Raw genomic sequence first — 15,433 nt, forward strand, 5'->3', positions numbered from 1 at the left:
AGAAATACTAGCCTTCGATCCTGGAGAAGTCAGCTACTTTGTGCACTGCAACACGAAAACGGTCGAGGAGGCCCAACCGTTCCGTGCGCTTCGCCGGATCGTTATCGTTCACGGTTACGTCGTTGAAAAACGCGTCGATTGGAACCCGCAGCGAGGCGAGCGCTGCCATCGCTGCGGCAAAGTCCTCCGCCTCCACGGAGGCCTCCGCCTTCGGCGCTGCAACAGAGAGAGCCTCGATCAGTGCCTGTTCGGCGGGTTCGGGCGTATAGGCCAGTTGCCCGCGCGCCGCATAAATCTCGGTCATGTCGGGATCGTCGACGTTTTCGAGCGGGTCCTCGTCCCCCGTGCGCGCGATCCGCTCATCGGCCGCAAACCCTTCCTTCTTGAGGATGTTGTTGGCGCGCTTGTAGCCCGCCAGCAGGTTTGCGCCATCGTCCGTTTGGACAAAGGCCTGGAGCGCATGGACGCGCGTGAGCAGGCGCACCAGATCGTCCTCACCGCCGAGGGCGAAGACGGCGTCGATCAGGTCGTGGCGGACACCGGCTTCCTTCTGCTGGACCTTCAAGCGGTCGGCGAAGAAGTCGAGGAGATCGCCTTCAGCCACGCCAAAGCGCAGATTGTTGTCGGTGATCAGGCGGATGACGCCAAGCGCCGCTCGGCGTAGCGCGAAGGGGTCCTTCGAACCTGTCGGCTTTTCGTCGATGGCAAAGAAGCTGCGCAGGGTATCGAGCTTGTCCGCCAGAGCCACGGCCACCGAGACCGGCGCGGTCGGTACGTCGTCGCCCGCGCCCACTGGCTTGTAGTGGTCGCGGATGGCATCGGCGACGGCATCGGGCCGCCCTTCGGCGCGGGCGTAGTAGCCGCCCATCAGGCCCTGGAGTTCGGGGAACTCGCCGACCATTTCGGTGACGAGATCGGCCTTGCACAGCTCGGCCGCCTGGCGCGCCAGTGCGGGGTCGCAATCGGGCACCACGCCTTCGGCGGCCAGCCATTCGGCGAGCTTGGCGACGCGCTCGACCTTGTCGGCGACGGTGCCCAGCTTTTCGTGGAAAGTGATCCGGCCCAGCTTCCTGGCGTGTTCCGAAAGCGGGGTCTTGCGGTCCTGCTCCCAGAAAAAGCGCGCGTCGGACAGGCGCGCGGCGAGCACCTTGCGGTTGCCCGCAACGATGCCCTCTCCCCCGTCGGTCGCGGCGATGTTCGCGGTGCACACGAAGGCGTCGGCCAATTTGCCGTCCTTTTCGCACACGAAGTACTTCTGGTTGACGCGCGCGGTGAGCTGGATCGTCTCGGGCGGGACTTCGAGGAAATCTTCATCGAAGCGGCCGAGCAGCGGCACCGGCCATTCGGTAAGCCCGGCGTTCTCGATGACGAGGCCCTCGTCCTCGACCAGCGTCAGCCCGGCCGCCGAAGCCGCCTCGGCGGCCCTGGTGCGGATGAGGTCCTGGCGCTCGGCATGGTCGACCAGCACGAAGGCCGCGCGCAGGGTCTCGACGTATGTCGCCGCGCCCGAGAGCGTGATTTCGCCCGGCGCGTGGAAGCGGTGGCCCTTGGTTACCGTCCCCGAGACGACACCGCCCACTTCGCAGGCGATCGGCTCATCGCCCAGGATCGCAACGATGCCCGAGAGCGGGCGCACCCAGCGCAGGCTCTCCGAGCTGAGCGAGGCGGCACCCCAGCGCTGCGACTTGGGCCAGGGGAAGGCGCGGATGATCGCCGGGATCGCCTCGGCGAGCACGTCGCGGACCGCGCGGCCAGGCTTTTCGACGACCGCGAAATAGGTGTCCTTGCCCTTGAGGTCGCGCACTTCGAGCTGGTCCTTGGCAAGACCGGTCTTGCGCAGGAAGCCCTCGAGCGCCTGTTCGGGCGCGCTCGTGGCGGGGCCCTTGGTCTCCTCGCGCACCGCCTGTGTTTCCAGCGGCAGGTCGCGCGCGATCAGCGCGAGGCGGCGCGGGGTGGAATAGACGGTGATCGCACCCGGCGTGACACCGGCCGCGTCCAGTTCCTTGCGGAACAGCTTTTCAAGGTCGGCGCGCGCGCCCGCCTGCATGCGGGCGGGAATTTCCTCGGAGCGCAGTTCAAGCAGAAAATCGGTCATCTTACGCACTCCACCCCGGGAATTGCTTTTCCCAGCGCTCTGCATTCACTTCGATGTACGAGGCGCAGGCCCCCTTCGCGAGATCGCGCACGCGCGCCATGTAGCTGGCGCGCTCCTGCACCGAGATCACGCCGCGCGCCTGGAGCAGGTTGAACAAGTGGCTGGCCTCGATCGCCTGGTCGTAGGCGGCAAGCGGGATCTTCGCCTCGATGCACCGCCGGTTCTCTTCCTCGGCCGCCTTGAACCCGGCGAACAGCGCATCGGTGTCGGCGATCTCGAAGTTGTACTTCGACTGCTGCTGCTCGTTGGCGAGGAACACGTCGCCGTAGGTCACGCCCTCGTTGTTGAACTTGAGGTCATAGACCCAGTCGACACCCTGGATGTACATGGCAAGGCGTTCCAGGCCATACGTAAGCTCGCCCGCGACGGGCTTGCAGTCGTAGCCGCCGACCTGCTGGAAATAGGTAAACTGGGTGACTTCCATGCCGTCGCACCAGACTTCCCAGCCCAGCCCCCAGGCGCCCAGCGTCGGGCTCTCCCAGTCGTCCTCGACGAAGCGGATGTCGTGCGCCAGCGGATCGATGCCGATCTCGGCGAGGCTTGCGAGGTAAAGCTCCTGCAAGTTTTCCGGGTTTGGCTTCAGGACCACCTGGTACTGGTAGTAGTGCTGGAGACGGTTCGGGTTCTCGCCATAGCGCCCGTCGGTGGGACGGCGCGAGGGCTGCACGTAGGCCACCTTCCAGGGTTCGGGCCCCAGCGCGCGCAGCGTCGTGGCCGGATGGAACGTGCCCGCGCCCACGCGCATGTCGTAAGGCTGGAGGATCAGGCAGCCCTGGCGGCTCCAGTAATCGTGGAGCGTGAGGATCATGTCCTGGAAGCTGAGCGGCTCTTTCGCAGGCGTCGGCATGGGCAATCCGTCTTGTTCTTTTCGTGTCGAATGTGACGCCGCTGCCTTTGGCGGATGAGGCCGATCAAATCAACAGCGCAAGGGCATTAAGACGTCACCCGACACGCTTGGGGAAGGTCCGCTTGACACCGCCTGCACGGCAGGACACGAAAGCCGTCACAATCGAGCCCTCCCTCCCCGCCACGACAGGAACCCGAGATGCCCCCCGCTCGCGCGACCGAGCCTGCCCCCGGACTGCGCCGCCGCGCCGCGCCGCTCTGGAAGATTCGCCCCCGGCACCAAGGCATCGCGCGCACATGGCTGCGCATTGCGGCGGCCTGCCTCGCCGGAGCCGCCACACTGCCGGCCGCGCCCGCATGGGCCTCGCCGGCGCAGCCTGAAACGGCCGGCAAGGTCCCTGCCCGCACTCCAGTGGTCCACCCCGCGCTCTGGAAGGTATCGGACGAGGACACGACGATCTGGCTCTTCGGAACGATCCACGTCCTGCCCGAACCGGTCAACTGGGACACCGGCGCCGTCGCCAAGGCGCTTGCCGCTTCGGACACGCTCGTCACCGAAGTGCCGATGGACGACAACCGCGCCGCGCAGGTCACCATGGCGCGCCTCAGCCAGCGCGACGACGGCAAGAACCTGCGCGACACGCTGCCGCCCAAGGTCCGCACAGCCTACGAAGAGGCGATGACCTCGCTCGGCCTCCCCGTCGGCGCCTTCGATGCGAACGACGGGTGGTTCGCCGCGCTGATGCTCTCGCTGATCCCACTCCAGGCGAGCGGCTTCGATCTTGCCAACGGGATCGACAAGCAGATCACCGAGGCTGCCATCGCGCAGGGCAAGGCCCGCGAAGCGCTCGAAACACCCGAATACCAGCTCGGCCAGTTCGAGACGCTCTCGCCCAAGACCCAGGCCGCCTACCTCGCCGAAGTCATCGAGGCGCTGCCGACGATGAAGTCCGACATCGGCGACATGGTCGAGGCCTGGAAGAACGGCAAGGCCGAGAAGCTCGCCGAGATCCTCAACGAACAGGAGAGCGATCCGGCCATCCGCGAGGCCCTGCTGACCACCCGCAACGCGAACTGGACGAAGTGGATCGAGCAGCGCCTTGCCACGCCCGGCACCGTATTCATGGCGGTGGGCGCGGGTCACCTTGCCGGCAAGGACAGCGTGCAGGCACTGCTCGCGCGCGACGGCGTAAAGGCCGTTCGGGTGCAATAAGGAGCAAGGGACCGTGCGCGCGCTTCTCCGGCTGCTCCTCGTCCTCGCCCTGTCGGCGAGCCTCGCGGCCTGCGCAAAGGCGCCGGTGCCGTCGCACCCCGCGCTCTGGTCGGTGCGCGACGCACGCGGCCACACCGGCTGGCTCTTCGGCACCATCCACAGCGCGCCTGCGCCCTTCGCCTGGCGCACACCCGCTGTCGGCAAGGCGCTCGACGAGGCGCGCACGATCATGGTGGAAGTCGGCAACTTGCGCGATGACAGCGCCGTTGCCGCCACCTTTGCCAGGCTCGCAAAGGGCCATGGCGAGCCGCCACTCAGCCAGAGGATCGATCCCGCCGACCGCGCCGCGCTGGACAAACTGCTCACGCGCACCGGCTATGCCGACACCCAGTTCGCGGATGTCGAGACCTGGGCCGCCGCCCTCACGCTCGCGCGCAACGCCGATGCCGATGCCGACGCCGCCAATGGCGTGGACCGCGCGATCCTGGGTGCCGCCGGCTCGCGACCTGTGGTCGAGCTCGAGGGCGCCGCGCGCCAGCTCGGCATCTTCGACGCCCTGCCCGAACGCGAGCAGCGCGACCTCCTCGCCGCCGTCGTGCGCGAGGCCAGCGCACCGCCCAGCACCAGCCTCACCGAAAGCTGGCGCAAGGGCGACACCCGTGCGCTCGAAGCCGAAACCCGGCGCGGCCTGCTCGCCGACCCCGAACTTCGCGAAGCGCTGTTCACACGGCGCAACGTCGCCTGGAGCCGCACGATCGCACAAGCCATCCACGCAGGGCATCGCCCGTTCGTGGCGGTCGGCGCCGCCCACATGGTCGGCCCGGACGGTCTCGTTGCACGCCTCGCGGCGATGGGACTTACCGTCGAGCGGCTGCAATAGACGCATTCAGCCTTGCTTTTTGGCGCCGCTGCGCATAAGGGGCCGCCTTCCGTCATGGTCATCCCTGGAGGCGTGACGGAGCGCATGGGTCCGATGACCGGCCTCGTGTCGTAACATTTTTCCAGTTTTCGAAAGGCAAGTACTATGAGCGATACGCTTACCCTGCCGGCCGAGACGCGTGATCGGGCAGGCAAGGGAGCCTCCCGCGCCCTGCGTCGCGAAGGTCGTGTCCCCGCCGTGGTTTATGGCAACAACGAAGAGCCCCTCTCGATTCACGTCGAGGCCAAGGAGCTTTCGCGCCAGCTCGGCACCGGCCACTTCTTCAACTCGATCGTCGAGATCGAGGTTGGCGGCAAGAAGCTGCGCACGCTCCCCAAGGACGTTGCCTTCCACCCCGTCAGCGACCGTCCGCTTCACGTCGACTTCCTGCGCCTCTCGAAGAACGCCACCGTGCACGTCAACGTGCCCGTCGTGTTCATCAATGAAGAGCTGTCGCCGGGCCTGAAGCGCGGTGGCGTCCTCAACATCGTGCGCCACGAGCTTGAGCTGGTTTGCGCCGCGGACAAGATCCCCGACGACATCCAGATCGACGTGACCGGCTTCGACGTGGGCGAATCGATCCACGCCAGCCACGTGACCCTTCCCGCTGGCGCCGCGCAGGCGATCACCGACCGCGACTTCACCATCGCGACGATCGCTGCTCCTTCGGCTCTGAAGAGCGAAGAAGGCGACACGAGCAAGTCCGAAACCGCCGAATAAGCGTTTCGCGCAAGGTTCAGGCCCTTTCCGCCCCGGATGTCCGGCGCGCGGAAAGGGCCTTTTCTTTTGCCTGCGCACGGTTACCAAGCGCGCCGGCACGATCACAGCGAAAGGACCGCAATGGCAACGCAACTCTGGGTGGGCCTCGGCAATCCCGGACCGCAATACGCGATGCACCGGCACAACGTGGGCTTCATGGCACTCGACACGCTCGCCGACGTCCATCGCTTCGGGCCGGTACAGAAGAAGTTCCAGGGCTGGCTGCAGGAAGGCCGGATCGGCCCCGACAAGATCCTCCTGCTCAAACCCGCCACGTTCATGAACGAAAGCGGACGCTCGGTGGGCGAGGCAATGCGCTTCTACAAGCTCGAGTGCGACGCGCTCACCGTCTTTCACGACGAACTCGACCTCGCGCCGTTCAAGGTCAAGGTCAAGCAGGGCGGCGGCCATGCCGGCCACAACGGCTTGCGCTCGATCGGGCAACACCTCGGGCCCGACTACCGCCGCGTACGCCTCGGCATCGGCCACCCCGGACACAAGGACCGCGTCACCGGCTACGTTCTTGGCAACTTCGCAAAGACCGAAATCGACCCGCTTGCCGACATGCTCGGCGCGATTGCCGCCGAAGCCCAATGGCTTGCCGAGGGCAACGATGCCCGCTTCATGAGCGAAATCGCGCTGCGCCAACAGACCTGAAGGCGCATCAGGTGTCGAGTTAGTTTACATTAAGCCATTATGGATTCTTCTGTTAACCACCATAATGTACACTAATCCGTACTTGGCACGAGGTTTGCTGAGTTAGCCAGCAACCTTAAAGGGAATTCGGGGTAGACATCATGATCCGCAAGACCGTTAGCACGCTCGCTCTTTCCGCCGCCATGTCGATGGCCGTTGCCTCGCCGGCGCACGCCACCTTCCTGTGGTGGGGCAGCTCGTCCTCGTCGTCGGGCGGCACGCACACCCACTACTGCGACTGCGGCCACTCGGCCGGCAGCGCCGAATGCGGCGGCACCACCACGACTTCGGGCGGCACCACGACGACGTCCGGCGGGACCACCACCACTTCGGGCGGCACGACGACAACGACCTCGGGCGGCACCACCACTACCACTTCGGGCGGCACGTCGGGTGGCTCCTCGGGCGGCACCGACGTTCCCGAGCCGGGCATGCTGGGCATGATGGGTCTTGGTCTCATCGGCCTCGCCTACGCGCGCCGCCGCAAGTCGCGCCTCGCCTGAACGCCTCCTCCGCCCTGCCCGCGCGCCCATCGCGCAGGCAGTTGGCGGGCATCGCGCGGCAGGGCCGGCTCCCGCTTTCGACATTGCCGCGATGATCGTGAAGCCGCCGAGGGTTCAGCCTTCGGCGGCTTTCACTTTGACGAGGGCCCGGGCGATCACCGCGTTGCGCGGGTCCGCCGCCGCTGCCGCCTCGAGCAGCCGCCGCGCCTTGCCGAGATCCGCGCCGACCTGCAGTCGGACGAACCCCGCCACGTAGAGGCAATCGGGATTGTGCGGATCGAGCGCGAGCGCCTTGTCGGCATAGGCTTGTGCTTGCGTCGTATCGCCCAGATGCGCGCTGGCGACAGCCAGGCGCTTGAGAACCTCGACGTCCTCGCCCTGGGCAAGCAGCGGCTGATAGATTGCGATGGCCTTGCCCCAGTCCTGCTGCGCCATCGCCGCCTGCCCCGCCGCGATCCGGGCCTGTGCCGCCTTGAGCCGCTCCGGCTTGAGCCTTGCCGCAAGTTCGGCGGCGTCGGGTCGCCCGAGCGCTTCGGCCGCCTGGCGCGCTGCGTCGATGGCCTCGGGCCTTGCCAGCGGGCTCATCGCCAGCGGTTTCAACGTTGCCCAGGCCCCGGCGTTGTCCCCCGTCTCGATCTGGGCGATTCCGAGCATGAGACGCGCATAGGGATTGGCCGGAAGCGCCAGTGTCGCCCGCTTGAAGATCAGGCGCGCCTGCTCGGCATGGCCGAGGTGCAACAGCGCCTCGCCATAACTCATGCTGAGCGCAGAACCGGGATCGAGCTGCGATTCCCGCCCCTGCAATTCATCCCGAATGGCTTTCCAATCGCCCTTTTCGGACAACAACTGGATCTTGAGCGCCTGCAGGTCGGGCGTATCGCCCGCTTCCTTGCGCGCTGCGTCGACGACCGCCATCGCCTTGTCGACATTGCCCTTGATGTCGTACTGGTTGGCCAGCGCCACGCGCGGCGCTGGATAGTCGGGATAAGTCTCGATGACCTTGGAGTAGGCGGCGATCGCCTCGTCGACCCGCCCCTTCGCCGCGGCAAGGTCACCGCCCAGCACCATCGTTTCGTAGGCCTTGGCATCCATCGCGACCATCCGGCGATAGATACTTTCGGCTTCCGACAACTCGTTGCCTTCCAGACGAAAACGCGCATAGGCCTCGGCCAGGCGAATTCCCCCACCGGCCGCCAGACCTTTCTCGAATGCCGTGATCGCCGCATTGCGACGATCGAGAGCGAGGTTGGCTTCGGCCCGGATCCGCCAGGCGTCCGCGCTCGTCGCGTCGCCCAACTTCACAAGGGCGTCCTCGGGATGGCCGCGCAAGAGCGCGATCTCGGCCTTGAGCGCGACCAGCCCTTCGCTCGATCCTCCCGCCTCCTCAAGACGGCGAATGGCCCCTTCGGCCCCGTCCGGATCGCCAAGGCGCATGTAAGTGCGCGCCAGCAGGGTCAGCATCTCGGTGTTGCCTGGCTCCTTCTGGAGCGCCGAGGCCACCTCGATGCGGGCCTTGTCGTAGTCTTCGTGGGCGTAACTCTCGCGCGCCTTGGTAAGGAGCGTGTGCGAATTGTCCCCGCATCCCGCGGTCAGCGCGAGCGCGAGGAGCGGAAGGGCAAAGCGTGCGATCGATCTGTTCATGGTGACAAGTCCCTAACGACAAGGGCTGAACTTTCCGTTATGCGCGGCAAACACGCACAAGTGCGGCAGCGAACTGGCCAAGAGCGCCCGGCGGCGCTATGGGCAGCCAAATTTCTTTACCGGAGTAGATGATGGGTTTCCGTTGCGGAATCGTGGGCCTGCCCAATGTCGGCAAGTCAACCTTGTTCAATGCGCTCACCGAGACGCAGGCCGCGCAGGCCGCCAACTATCCCTTCTGCACGATCGAGCCGAACGTCGGCCAGGTCGGCGTGCCCGATCCGCGCCTCGACAAGCTGGCCGAGATCGCCGGTTCGGCCAAGATCATCCCGACCCAGCTCTCCTTCGTCGACATCGCGGGCCTGGTGCGTGGCGCCTCGAAGGGTGAAGGCCTGGGCAACCAGTTCCTCGGCAACATCCGCGAGGTCGACGCCGTCGTCCACGTGCTGCGTTGCTTCGAGAACGACGACATCCAGCACGTCGACAACAAGGTCGACCCCATCGCCGACGCCGAGACGGTCGAGACCGAACTGCTCCTGTCCGACCTCGAGAGCCTGGAGAAGCGCGTTCCTGCCGCGCAAAAGAAGGCCGCGCAAGGCGACAAGGAATCGAAGATCGTGGCCTCGGTCCTCGGCCAGGCACTCGAACTCCTGCGTGACGGCAAGCCCGCGCGCCTCACCGAGCCCAAGGACGAAGACGAGGCGCGCGTCTTCGCGCAGGCCCAGCTGCTGACCGCCAAGCCCGTGCTTTACGTCTGCAACGTCGAGGAAGAGGCCGCCGCCGAAGGCAACGAATTCTCCGCGCGCGTGTTCGAGAAGGCCAAGGCCGAAGGCGCGACCGCCGTGATCGTCTCCGCCGCGATCGAATCCGAGCTGGTCGGCATGGACCTTGAGGAGCGGATGGTCTTCCTCGAGGAAATGGGCCTGCACGAGACCGGCCTCGCGCGCATCATCCGCGCCGGTTACGACTTGCTCGGCCTGCTCACCTTCTTCACGGTCGGCCCCAAGGAAGCGCGCGCCTGGACCGTGCACAAGGGCGCCAAGGCTCCCGAAGCCGCGGGTGAAATCCACTCCGACATGCAGCGCGGCTTCATTCGCGCCGAAACGATCGCCTTCGACGACTATGTGTCGCTCGGCGGCGAAACAGCGGCAAAGGACGCTGGCAAGTTGCGCCAGGAAGGCAAGGAATACCTCGTGCACGACGGCGACGTCATGCACTTCAAGTTCAACGTCTGATCGACTTTTCTGGCCCGCCATCCGCCCCGAACCGGGCGGATGGCGGGCCGAACCGGCTGCGGCACACGGCACAAACCCGAAATTGGCGCGTTCTCCCTTGCGAAACGAGGCAAGGAGCACGCGCGCCATGATCGACAAATCGGAAAAGATGGTCTGGCTGGCGCGCCTGGGTTTCGTGGCGCGCGGGGTTGTCTATGCCCTGCTCGGCTACCTGGCCCTGTCGAGCCCGGCGACGGACGCGGTGCGCTCGGGACAAGCTGGCATCCTCGGGTATATCCAGGACATCCCCGGTGGTAGCGCCCTGCTTTTCGCGGCTGCGGCCGGATTGCTCGGTTATGCGCTGTTCCGGCTGTGTTCGGCCTTTCTCGACATCGAGAACCACGGCACAGGTGCAAAGGGCATCGCCGCGCGCGCCGGGCACTTCTTCAGCGCGCTCGTCCATCTCGCACTTGCCTGGTCGGCGCTGCAATTCGCCATCGGCAGCAAGCAGAGCGCGGGCGACAACACCCACGACATGGTCGCGGGTGTTGTCGCCTTCCAGCTCGGCCCCGTGGTCCTGGCGCTAGCCGGAATTGCCCTCATAACCGCAGCCCTGTTTCAGGCGCGCGAGGCCGTGACGCTGGACTTCATGAAGCGGGTATCTTCGCGCGCGCCTTCCTGGAGTTGCTGGCTCGGACGCGCCGGTTATGCGGCGCGCGCCATCGTCTACGCCCTGATCGGCTGGTCTCTGCTGCGCACGGCCTGGTCCGGCGACAGCCGCGAGGCGCGTTCGCTGGGCGATGCCATCATGGACTTGCGCGAACTCGAACCGGCCCACGTCGCCGTCGCGATCGGCCTTTGCCTGTTCGGCCTCTTCAGCCTCATCATCGCGCGCTACCGCATCATTCCCGATCCCGGCCGCAAGCTCGACGCGGCCCGCAACGCCATCTGCTGAGAAATCATGACCCGTCCCAACAAGAACGCCGTCCTCTACCGCATGGTGATGGAGAAGCACATCTGCCCCTTCGGCCTCAAGGCCAGGCACCTGCTCGAACGCAAGGGCTATGTCGTCGAGGACCACTGGCTCGAGACCCGCGAGCAGACCGACGCCTTCAAGCGCGAGCACGAGGTCAAGACGACGCCGCAAGTCTTCATCGGCGGGCAGCGCATCGGCGGCTACACCGACTTGCGTCGCTTCCTGCACCTTGACGTGCACGATCCCGAGGCGCGCACCTACACGCCGGTCTTCGCCGTTTTCCTGACGGCCGCCGCCATCGCCATCGCGGCCAGCTGGGCGGTCATCGGCACGGCCTGGACGCTCACCACCGCCGAATGGTTCGTCTCCATCGCGATGATGCTGCTCGCCATGCTCAAGCTGCAGGATGTCGAGAAATTTTCCAGCATGTTCCTGGGCTACGACCTGCTGGCGCAGCGCTACGTGCCTTACGCCTATGCCTACCCCTTCCTCGAATGGGGCGCGGGCGCGCTAATGACCGCGCATGCGCTGCTGGTAATCGCGATCCCGGTGTCGCTGTTCATCGGCACGATCGGAGCGACCTCGGTGTTCCATGCGGTCTACGTCCAGAAGCGCGAGCTCAAGTGCGCGTGCGTGGGCGGCTCGGCCAACGTGCCGCTTGGCTTCGTCTCGCTGACCGAGAACCTCTTCATGGTCGGCATGGGACTGTGGATGCTGGCCCACGCAGTCACCTGATGGCGAGAGAGCCCGCTCAGCTATCGGGCGAGCTGCAGTCCATTTTGCCATCGGACATGAACGCCACGCGCTCCTGCGCATCGTGCAGGATCAGGCGCGCGGGCCAGTGAATGGCATCGCCGCCCATGCCCTCGTCGGGAAGCCGCACGATATCGAGCCAGTTTTCCAGCCCGATGTAGGTCGAGCGCGCCTTGCCCGGAAGTTCGGCGCTGGCGGTCTTGGCTGCGTAGCGATCGAGATCGCGATCGACGATCATGAACCCTTCGTCCGGCCCCGCCACGAAGATAGGCATCTTGTCGCCCTTCACGGTGAAAGTGCAGCCGCGGTGCGAGAGGCCGTAGCGCTCCATGTCGATATCGGTGATCGGCTTGGGCAGGATCGGCTTGAACGGCGCCTTGCTCATGCGCTCGACCATGGCGACGTCCTTCGCGGCGTCGGCCTTCTTCTCGACCGGGTCCGGCTTGGACCCGCAGCCTGCCAGAACCGCGACCAGCGCCAGCGCAACCCATTTTCCCTGCATCATTTTCGCCCGAAAAGTTTCTCGATATCTGCGTGAGCAAGCTTAACCCACGTAGGGCGTCCATGGTTGCACTGGCCCGAACGTGGGGTGCGCTCCATTTCGCGCAGGAGCGCATTCATTTCGGCAACCGAGAGCGAGCGGCCCGCGCGGACCGAACCATGGCAGGCCATCGTCGCCAGCACGAGATCGAGACGTTCGCCGAGCAAGAGCGCATCACCATTCTTGGCGAGATCATCCGCCACGTCGCGGACCAGCGCCTCAACGTTCGACTTGCCGAGCACCGATGGCACCGCACGCACCAGCATCGCCGAGGGCCCGAAGCGCTCGAGCACGAGGCCGAAACGCGCAAGATCCGCGATCTTGTCCTCCAACGCATCGCAGGCAACTTCCTCGAGTTCGACGACCTCGGGCAGAAGCAGCGCCTGGCTGCGCGTCATCGCGTTCTCCGCGCCCGCCGCCTTGAGCCGTTCGAGAACGAGGCGCTCGTGCGCGGCGTGCTGGTCGACGATCACCAGGCCATCCTCGGCTTCGGCAACAATGTAAGTGTCCGAGACCTGCCCGCGCGCCACACCCAGCGGGTAGCGCAGCGCTTCCTGCTCGGCGCTGTCGGGCGCTTCGTTCAAGGCTTCGGCTCGGCCCGAAGGCTGCGCCATGACCTCAGCCTCGTAAGCTCGCCAGGCTTCCGCGCTTTCGGAGACCCGGCTTGAACTGTTCGGGAACGAGGTCCGCTCAGGCGCGTATTCGCGCGCGAAAAGCGAGCCGAGCGAAGGCGCCGGCTCGGTCGGACGAGGCACGGCCAACGGTTCGACCTGCCAGTTGCCCATCGCGTTCGCCGAAGGCGCCTGCGCGCTCTTCTGCCCGGCCCCTTCGAGGGCGTGACGCAGCGCACCAACCAGAAAGCCGCGCACGAAGGCCGGATCGCGAAACCGCACTTCGGTCTTGGCCGGATGGACGTTGACGTCGACATCCTCGGGCGGAATCGAAAGGAACAGCGCAAGCACGGCGTGGCGATCGCGCGCGAGCATGTCGGCATAGGCACCGCGCACCGCGCCCGTCAGCAGCCGGTCCTTCACCGGACGCCCGTTGACGAAAAGGTACTGGTGATCGGCGACGCCCCGATTGTAGGTCGGCAGGCCCGCGACGCCGGTCAGGTGTGCCTCCCCGCGCTCGGAATCGATCAAGACGCCGTCCTCGGCCAGCTCGCGCGCGACGAGGCGCGCAACCCGCGAGGCCAGTTCCTCGTCGCTCTGCACCGCGATGACCCGTCGCCCGTCGTGCTCGAGCACGAAGCCGATATCCGGGCGCGCCATGGCAAGGCGACGTACGACGTCCTGACATGCGGCCCATTCCGAACGCGCCGAGCGCAGGAACTTGCGGCGCGCGGGCACCTTTCCGAAGAGATCCTCCACCCGGATACGGGTTCCCGGAGGCAGGGCAGCCGGGCCATCGTTGGTAACGACACCATGATCGGTCACGCGCTTCCAGCCTTCCTCGGCGCCCTGCGGACGGCTTTCGATGGTAAGCCGCGCGACCGAACCGATCGAAGGCAGCGCCTCGCCGCGAAAGCCAAGCGTATTGACCAGCTCGATATGTTCGTCGGGAAGCTTGGAGGTCGCGTGGCGCTCGAGCGCGAGGGCCATTTCGTCGGGACGCATGCCGCAGCCGTCATCGGTCACCTCGATCATGTCGAGCCCGCCTGAAGCAAGCCGGACGGTCACGTTGCGCGAGCCGGCATCGATCGCGTTCTCGACCAGCTCCTTGAGCGCCGAAGCCGGCCTCTCGACCACCTCGCCGGCGGCGATGCGGTTGACGAGATGTTCGGGCAGGCGGCGAATCGTGGGCATGAATATCCAGACAAGTCAGCAGGTTCGTCGCGCATTTTGCGACAGCGGCGACACACGTTTGCGGTACCTGTGCGCCCTTCCCGGGAATTTAACGACGAAGCGGCGTGATTTCGAGACGGATACCGTGCGAAACCCACCGGAAATCGTCACAAAATTTTGGCGTTTCCCGAATCGATGGTTTAAGGGAGCGTCTCTCTTGCGCAACAGACTATCGCCGCACCGCACGATTCCGCGGCAAGGCGATCGGAAATCATACGGATAATAGATGGCTGGCCCCTTCTCGCGATTCTTCAAACTCGGCTCCCAGGACATGGCGATCGACCTCGGTACCGCCAACACCCTCGTCTACGTGCAGGACCGTGGCATCGTGCTGAACGAGCCCTCGGTCGTGGCCATCGAGACCATGAACGGTGTCAAGAAGGTCAAGGCCGTCGGTGACGATGCCAAGCTGATGATGGGCAAGACGCCCGACAACATCGAGGCCATCCGCCCGCTGCGCGACGGTGTCATCGCCGACATCGAAATCGCCGAGGAAATGATCAAGCACTTCATCCGCAAGGTGCATGGCAAGTCCAACCTCTTCCGCTACCCCAAGATCGTGATCTGCGTGCCTTCGGGCTCGACCTCGGTCGAGCGCCGCGCGATCCGCGACGCGGCCAGCAACGCCGGCGCGCGCGAGGTCTTCCTGATCCTCGAGCCGATGGCCGCCGCGATCGGCGCCGATATGCCCGTGACCGAACCGGTCGGCTCGATGGTCGTCGATATCGGCGGCGGCACGACCGAAGTCGCGGTGCTTTCGCTGCGCGGCCTCGCCTACACCACTTCGGTGCGCGTGGGCGGCGACAAGATGGACGAGGCGATCGTCTCCTACGTCCGCCGCCACCATAATCTCCTGATCGGGGATGCCACCGCCGAGCGCATCAAGAAGGACTACGGCATCGCCACCATGCCCGAGGATGGCGCGGGCGAAACCATCTTCATCAAGGGCCGCGACCTTGTGAACGGCGTGCCCAAGGAAATCTCGATCACGCAGGCCAACGTCGCCGAGGCGCTGGCCGAACCGATCGGCGCCATCATCGAAGGCGTGCGCATCGCGCTCGAGAACACGGCTCCCGAACTCGCCGCCGACATCGTCGACCAGGGCATCGTCCTGACCGGCGGCGGCGCGCTCATCCGCGGCCTCGACGACTACTTGCGCGAGGAAACCGGCCTGCCCGTGAGCGTGGCCGAAGATCCGCTGTCCTGCGTGGCGCTCGGCACCGGCCGGGCGATGGAGGATTCGGTCTACCAGGGCGTTCTGATGTCCGCCTGAACCACCGCCCGGGTGGCGGGCCAAGCGCGTCGGCCACCCGTTGATTGAAATGAGGTCCGGCTCCCCTGACAGCGGGGGACGCCGGCGCAGTTGGAGTGCAGGG

The 15,433-nt window shown here is 66.0% G+C and carries 14 protein-coding genes; 9 read left to right on the forward strand and 5 right to left on the reverse strand.

Translation table 11 applies throughout. From position 1 onward, the window contains the following. Positions 1 to 7 precede the first annotated feature (7 nt). Positions 8 to 2,095, reverse strand: a complete 2,088-nt coding sequence (glyS, locus tag HT136_RS11605) for a glycine--tRNA ligase subunit beta (RefSeq protein WP_214199934.1) — start codon at positions 2,093 to 2,095, stop codon at positions 8 to 10. A gap of 1 nt (position 2,096) precedes the next feature. Further along, positions 2,097 to 3,002, reverse strand: coding sequence for a glycine--tRNA ligase subunit alpha (locus HT136_RS11610; protein WP_214199935.1), 906 nt, complete (start codon positions 3,000 to 3,002; stop codon positions 2,097 to 2,099). Between the two features lie 198 nt (positions 3,003 to 3,200). On the opposite strand from HT136_RS11610, the gene HT136_RS11615 reads away from it, so the two are divergent. The 5 genes from HT136_RS11615 (at position 3,201) to HT136_RS11635 (ending at position 7,091) form a co-directional block, all read left to right on the forward strand. Continuing rightward, the gene (locus HT136_RS11615; protein ID WP_214199936.1) at positions 3,201 to 4,214 is read left to right on the forward strand and encodes a TraB/GumN family protein; all 1,014 of its coding nucleotides are present in this window, start codon (positions 3,201 to 3,203) and stop codon (positions 4,212 to 4,214) included. 13 nt (positions 4,215 to 4,227) lie between these two features. Further along, positions 4,228 to 5,094 carry a TraB/GumN family protein gene (locus HT136_RS11620; protein WP_214199937.1) on the forward strand — a complete coding sequence of 289 codons (867 nt, stop codon included), beginning with the start codon at positions 4,228 to 4,230 and terminating at the stop codon, positions 5,092 to 5,094. Between the two features lie 144 nt (positions 5,095 to 5,238). Further along, the gene (locus tag HT136_RS11625) at positions 5,239 to 5,853 is read left to right on the forward strand and encodes a 50S ribosomal protein L25/general stress protein Ctc (RefSeq protein WP_214199938.1); all 615 of its coding nucleotides are present in this window, start codon (positions 5,239 to 5,241) and stop codon (positions 5,851 to 5,853) included. Positions 5,854 to 5,973: 120 nt separating this feature from the next. Next, positions 5,974 to 6,549, forward strand: coding sequence for an aminoacyl-tRNA hydrolase (gene pth / locus HT136_RS11630; RefSeq protein ID WP_214199939.1), 576 nt, complete (start codon positions 5,974 to 5,976; stop codon positions 6,547 to 6,549). 140 nt (positions 6,550 to 6,689) lie between these two features. Further along, positions 6,690 to 7,091 carry a PEP-CTERM sorting domain-containing protein gene (locus HT136_RS11635; protein WP_214199940.1) on the forward strand — a complete coding sequence of 134 codons (402 nt, stop codon included), beginning with the start codon at positions 6,690 to 6,692 and terminating at the stop codon, positions 7,089 to 7,091. A gap of 114 nt (positions 7,092 to 7,205) precedes the next feature. On the opposite strand, the gene HT136_RS11640 is transcribed toward HT136_RS11635, so the two are convergent. Next, positions 7,206 to 8,732, reverse strand: coding sequence for a tetratricopeptide repeat protein (locus HT136_RS11640; protein ID WP_214199941.1), 1,527 nt, complete (start codon positions 8,730 to 8,732; stop codon positions 7,206 to 7,208). Between the two features lie 131 nt (positions 8,733 to 8,863). Here HT136_RS11640 and ychF point away from each other — a divergent pair, with 131 nt between their 5' ends. The 3 genes from ychF to HT136_RS11655 all read left to right on the forward strand — a co-directional run bounded on the left by ychF (position 8,864) and on the right by HT136_RS11655 (position 11,654). Next, positions 8,864 to 9,964 (forward strand): redox-regulated ATPase YchF, encoded by a 1,101-nt coding sequence (gene ychF / locus HT136_RS11645; RefSeq protein ID WP_214200090.1) that lies wholly within the window; start codon positions 8,864 to 8,866, stop codon positions 9,962 to 9,964. Between the two features lie 127 nt (positions 9,965 to 10,091). Beyond that, positions 10,092 to 10,898, forward strand: a complete 807-nt coding sequence (locus tag HT136_RS11650) for a DUF1206 domain-containing protein (RefSeq protein WP_214199942.1) — start codon at positions 10,092 to 10,094, stop codon at positions 10,896 to 10,898. A gap of 6 nt (positions 10,899 to 10,904) precedes the next feature. After that, positions 10,905 to 11,654 (forward strand): MauE/DoxX family redox-associated membrane protein, encoded by a 750-nt coding sequence (locus HT136_RS11655; RefSeq protein WP_214199943.1) that lies wholly within the window; start codon positions 10,905 to 10,907, stop codon positions 11,652 to 11,654. A gap of 16 nt (positions 11,655 to 11,670) precedes the next feature. On the opposite strand, the gene HT136_RS11660 is transcribed toward HT136_RS11655, so the two are convergent. Together HT136_RS11660 and mutL are read right to left on the reverse strand one after the other, a co-directional pair. Further along, the gene (locus HT136_RS11660; RefSeq protein WP_246543634.1) at positions 11,671 to 12,177 is read right to left on the reverse strand and encodes a hypothetical protein; all 507 of its coding nucleotides are present in this window, start codon (positions 12,175 to 12,177) and stop codon (positions 11,671 to 11,673) included. Beyond that, the gene (gene mutL / locus HT136_RS11665) at positions 12,174 to 14,018 is read right to left on the reverse strand and encodes a DNA mismatch repair endonuclease MutL (RefSeq protein WP_214199944.1); all 1,845 of its coding nucleotides are present in this window, start codon (positions 14,016 to 14,018) and stop codon (positions 12,174 to 12,176) included. Before mutL ends, HT136_RS11660 begins: the two co-directional genes overlap by 4 nt. Positions 14,019 to 14,283: 265 nt before the next feature. Here mutL and HT136_RS11670 point away from each other — a divergent pair, with 265 nt between their 5' ends. After that, on the forward strand, positions 14,284 to 15,330 hold the full coding sequence (locus tag HT136_RS11670) for a rod shape-determining protein (RefSeq protein ID WP_214199945.1): 1,047 nt from the start codon (positions 14,284 to 14,286) through the stop codon (positions 15,328 to 15,330). The last annotated feature ends 103 nt before the right edge of the window (positions 15,331 to 15,433 follow it).

Source organism: Novosphingobium profundi (genome assembly GCF_018491765.1).
GTDB classification, from domain to species: Bacteria; Pseudomonadota; Alphaproteobacteria; order Sphingomonadales; family Sphingomonadaceae; genus Novosphingobium; species Novosphingobium profundi.

Bases quoted from the DNA above. Each gene is read 5' to 3' on its own strand.
- glyS (WP_214199934.1), bottom strand. From the start codon at position 2,095: ATGACCGATTTTCTGCTTGAACTGCGCTCCGAGGAAATTCCCGCCCGC.
- HT136_RS11610 (WP_214199935.1), bottom strand. From the start codon at position 3,002: ATGCCGACGCCTGCGAAAGAGCCGCTCAGCTTCCAGGACATGATCCTC.
- HT136_RS11615 (WP_214199936.1), top strand. From the start codon at position 3,201: ATGCCCCCCGCTCGCGCGACCGAGCCTGCCCCCGGACTGCGCCGCCGC.
- HT136_RS11625 (WP_214199938.1), top strand. From the start codon at position 5,239: ATGAGCGATACGCTTACCCTGCCGGCCGAGACGCGTGATCGGGCAGGC.
- pth (WP_214199939.1), top strand. From the start codon at position 5,974: ATGGCAACGCAACTCTGGGTGGGCCTCGGCAATCCCGGACCGCAATAC.
- HT136_RS11635 (WP_214199940.1), top strand. From the start codon at position 6,690: ATGATCCGCAAGACCGTTAGCACGCTCGCTCTTTCCGCCGCCATGTCG.
- HT136_RS11640 (WP_214199941.1), bottom strand. From the start codon at position 8,732: ATGAACAGATCGATCGCACGCTTTGCCCTTCCGCTCCTCGCGCTCGCG.
- ychF (WP_214200090.1), top strand. From the start codon at position 8,864: ATGGGTTTCCGTTGCGGAATCGTGGGCCTGCCCAATGTCGGCAAGTCA.
- HT136_RS11650 (WP_214199942.1), top strand. From the start codon at position 10,092: ATGATCGACAAATCGGAAAAGATGGTCTGGCTGGCGCGCCTGGGTTTC.
- HT136_RS11655 (WP_214199943.1), top strand. From the start codon at position 10,905: ATGACCCGTCCCAACAAGAACGCCGTCCTCTACCGCATGGTGATGGAG.
- HT136_RS11660 (WP_246543634.1), bottom strand. From the start codon at position 12,177: ATGATGCAGGGAAAATGGGTTGCGCTGGCGCTGGTCGCGGTTCTGGCA.
- mutL (WP_214199944.1), bottom strand. From the start codon at position 14,018: ATGCCCACGATTCGCCGCCTGCCCGAACATCTCGTCAACCGCATCGCC.
- HT136_RS11670 (WP_214199945.1), top strand. From the start codon at position 14,284: ATGGCTGGCCCCTTCTCGCGATTCTTCAAACTCGGCTCCCAGGACATG.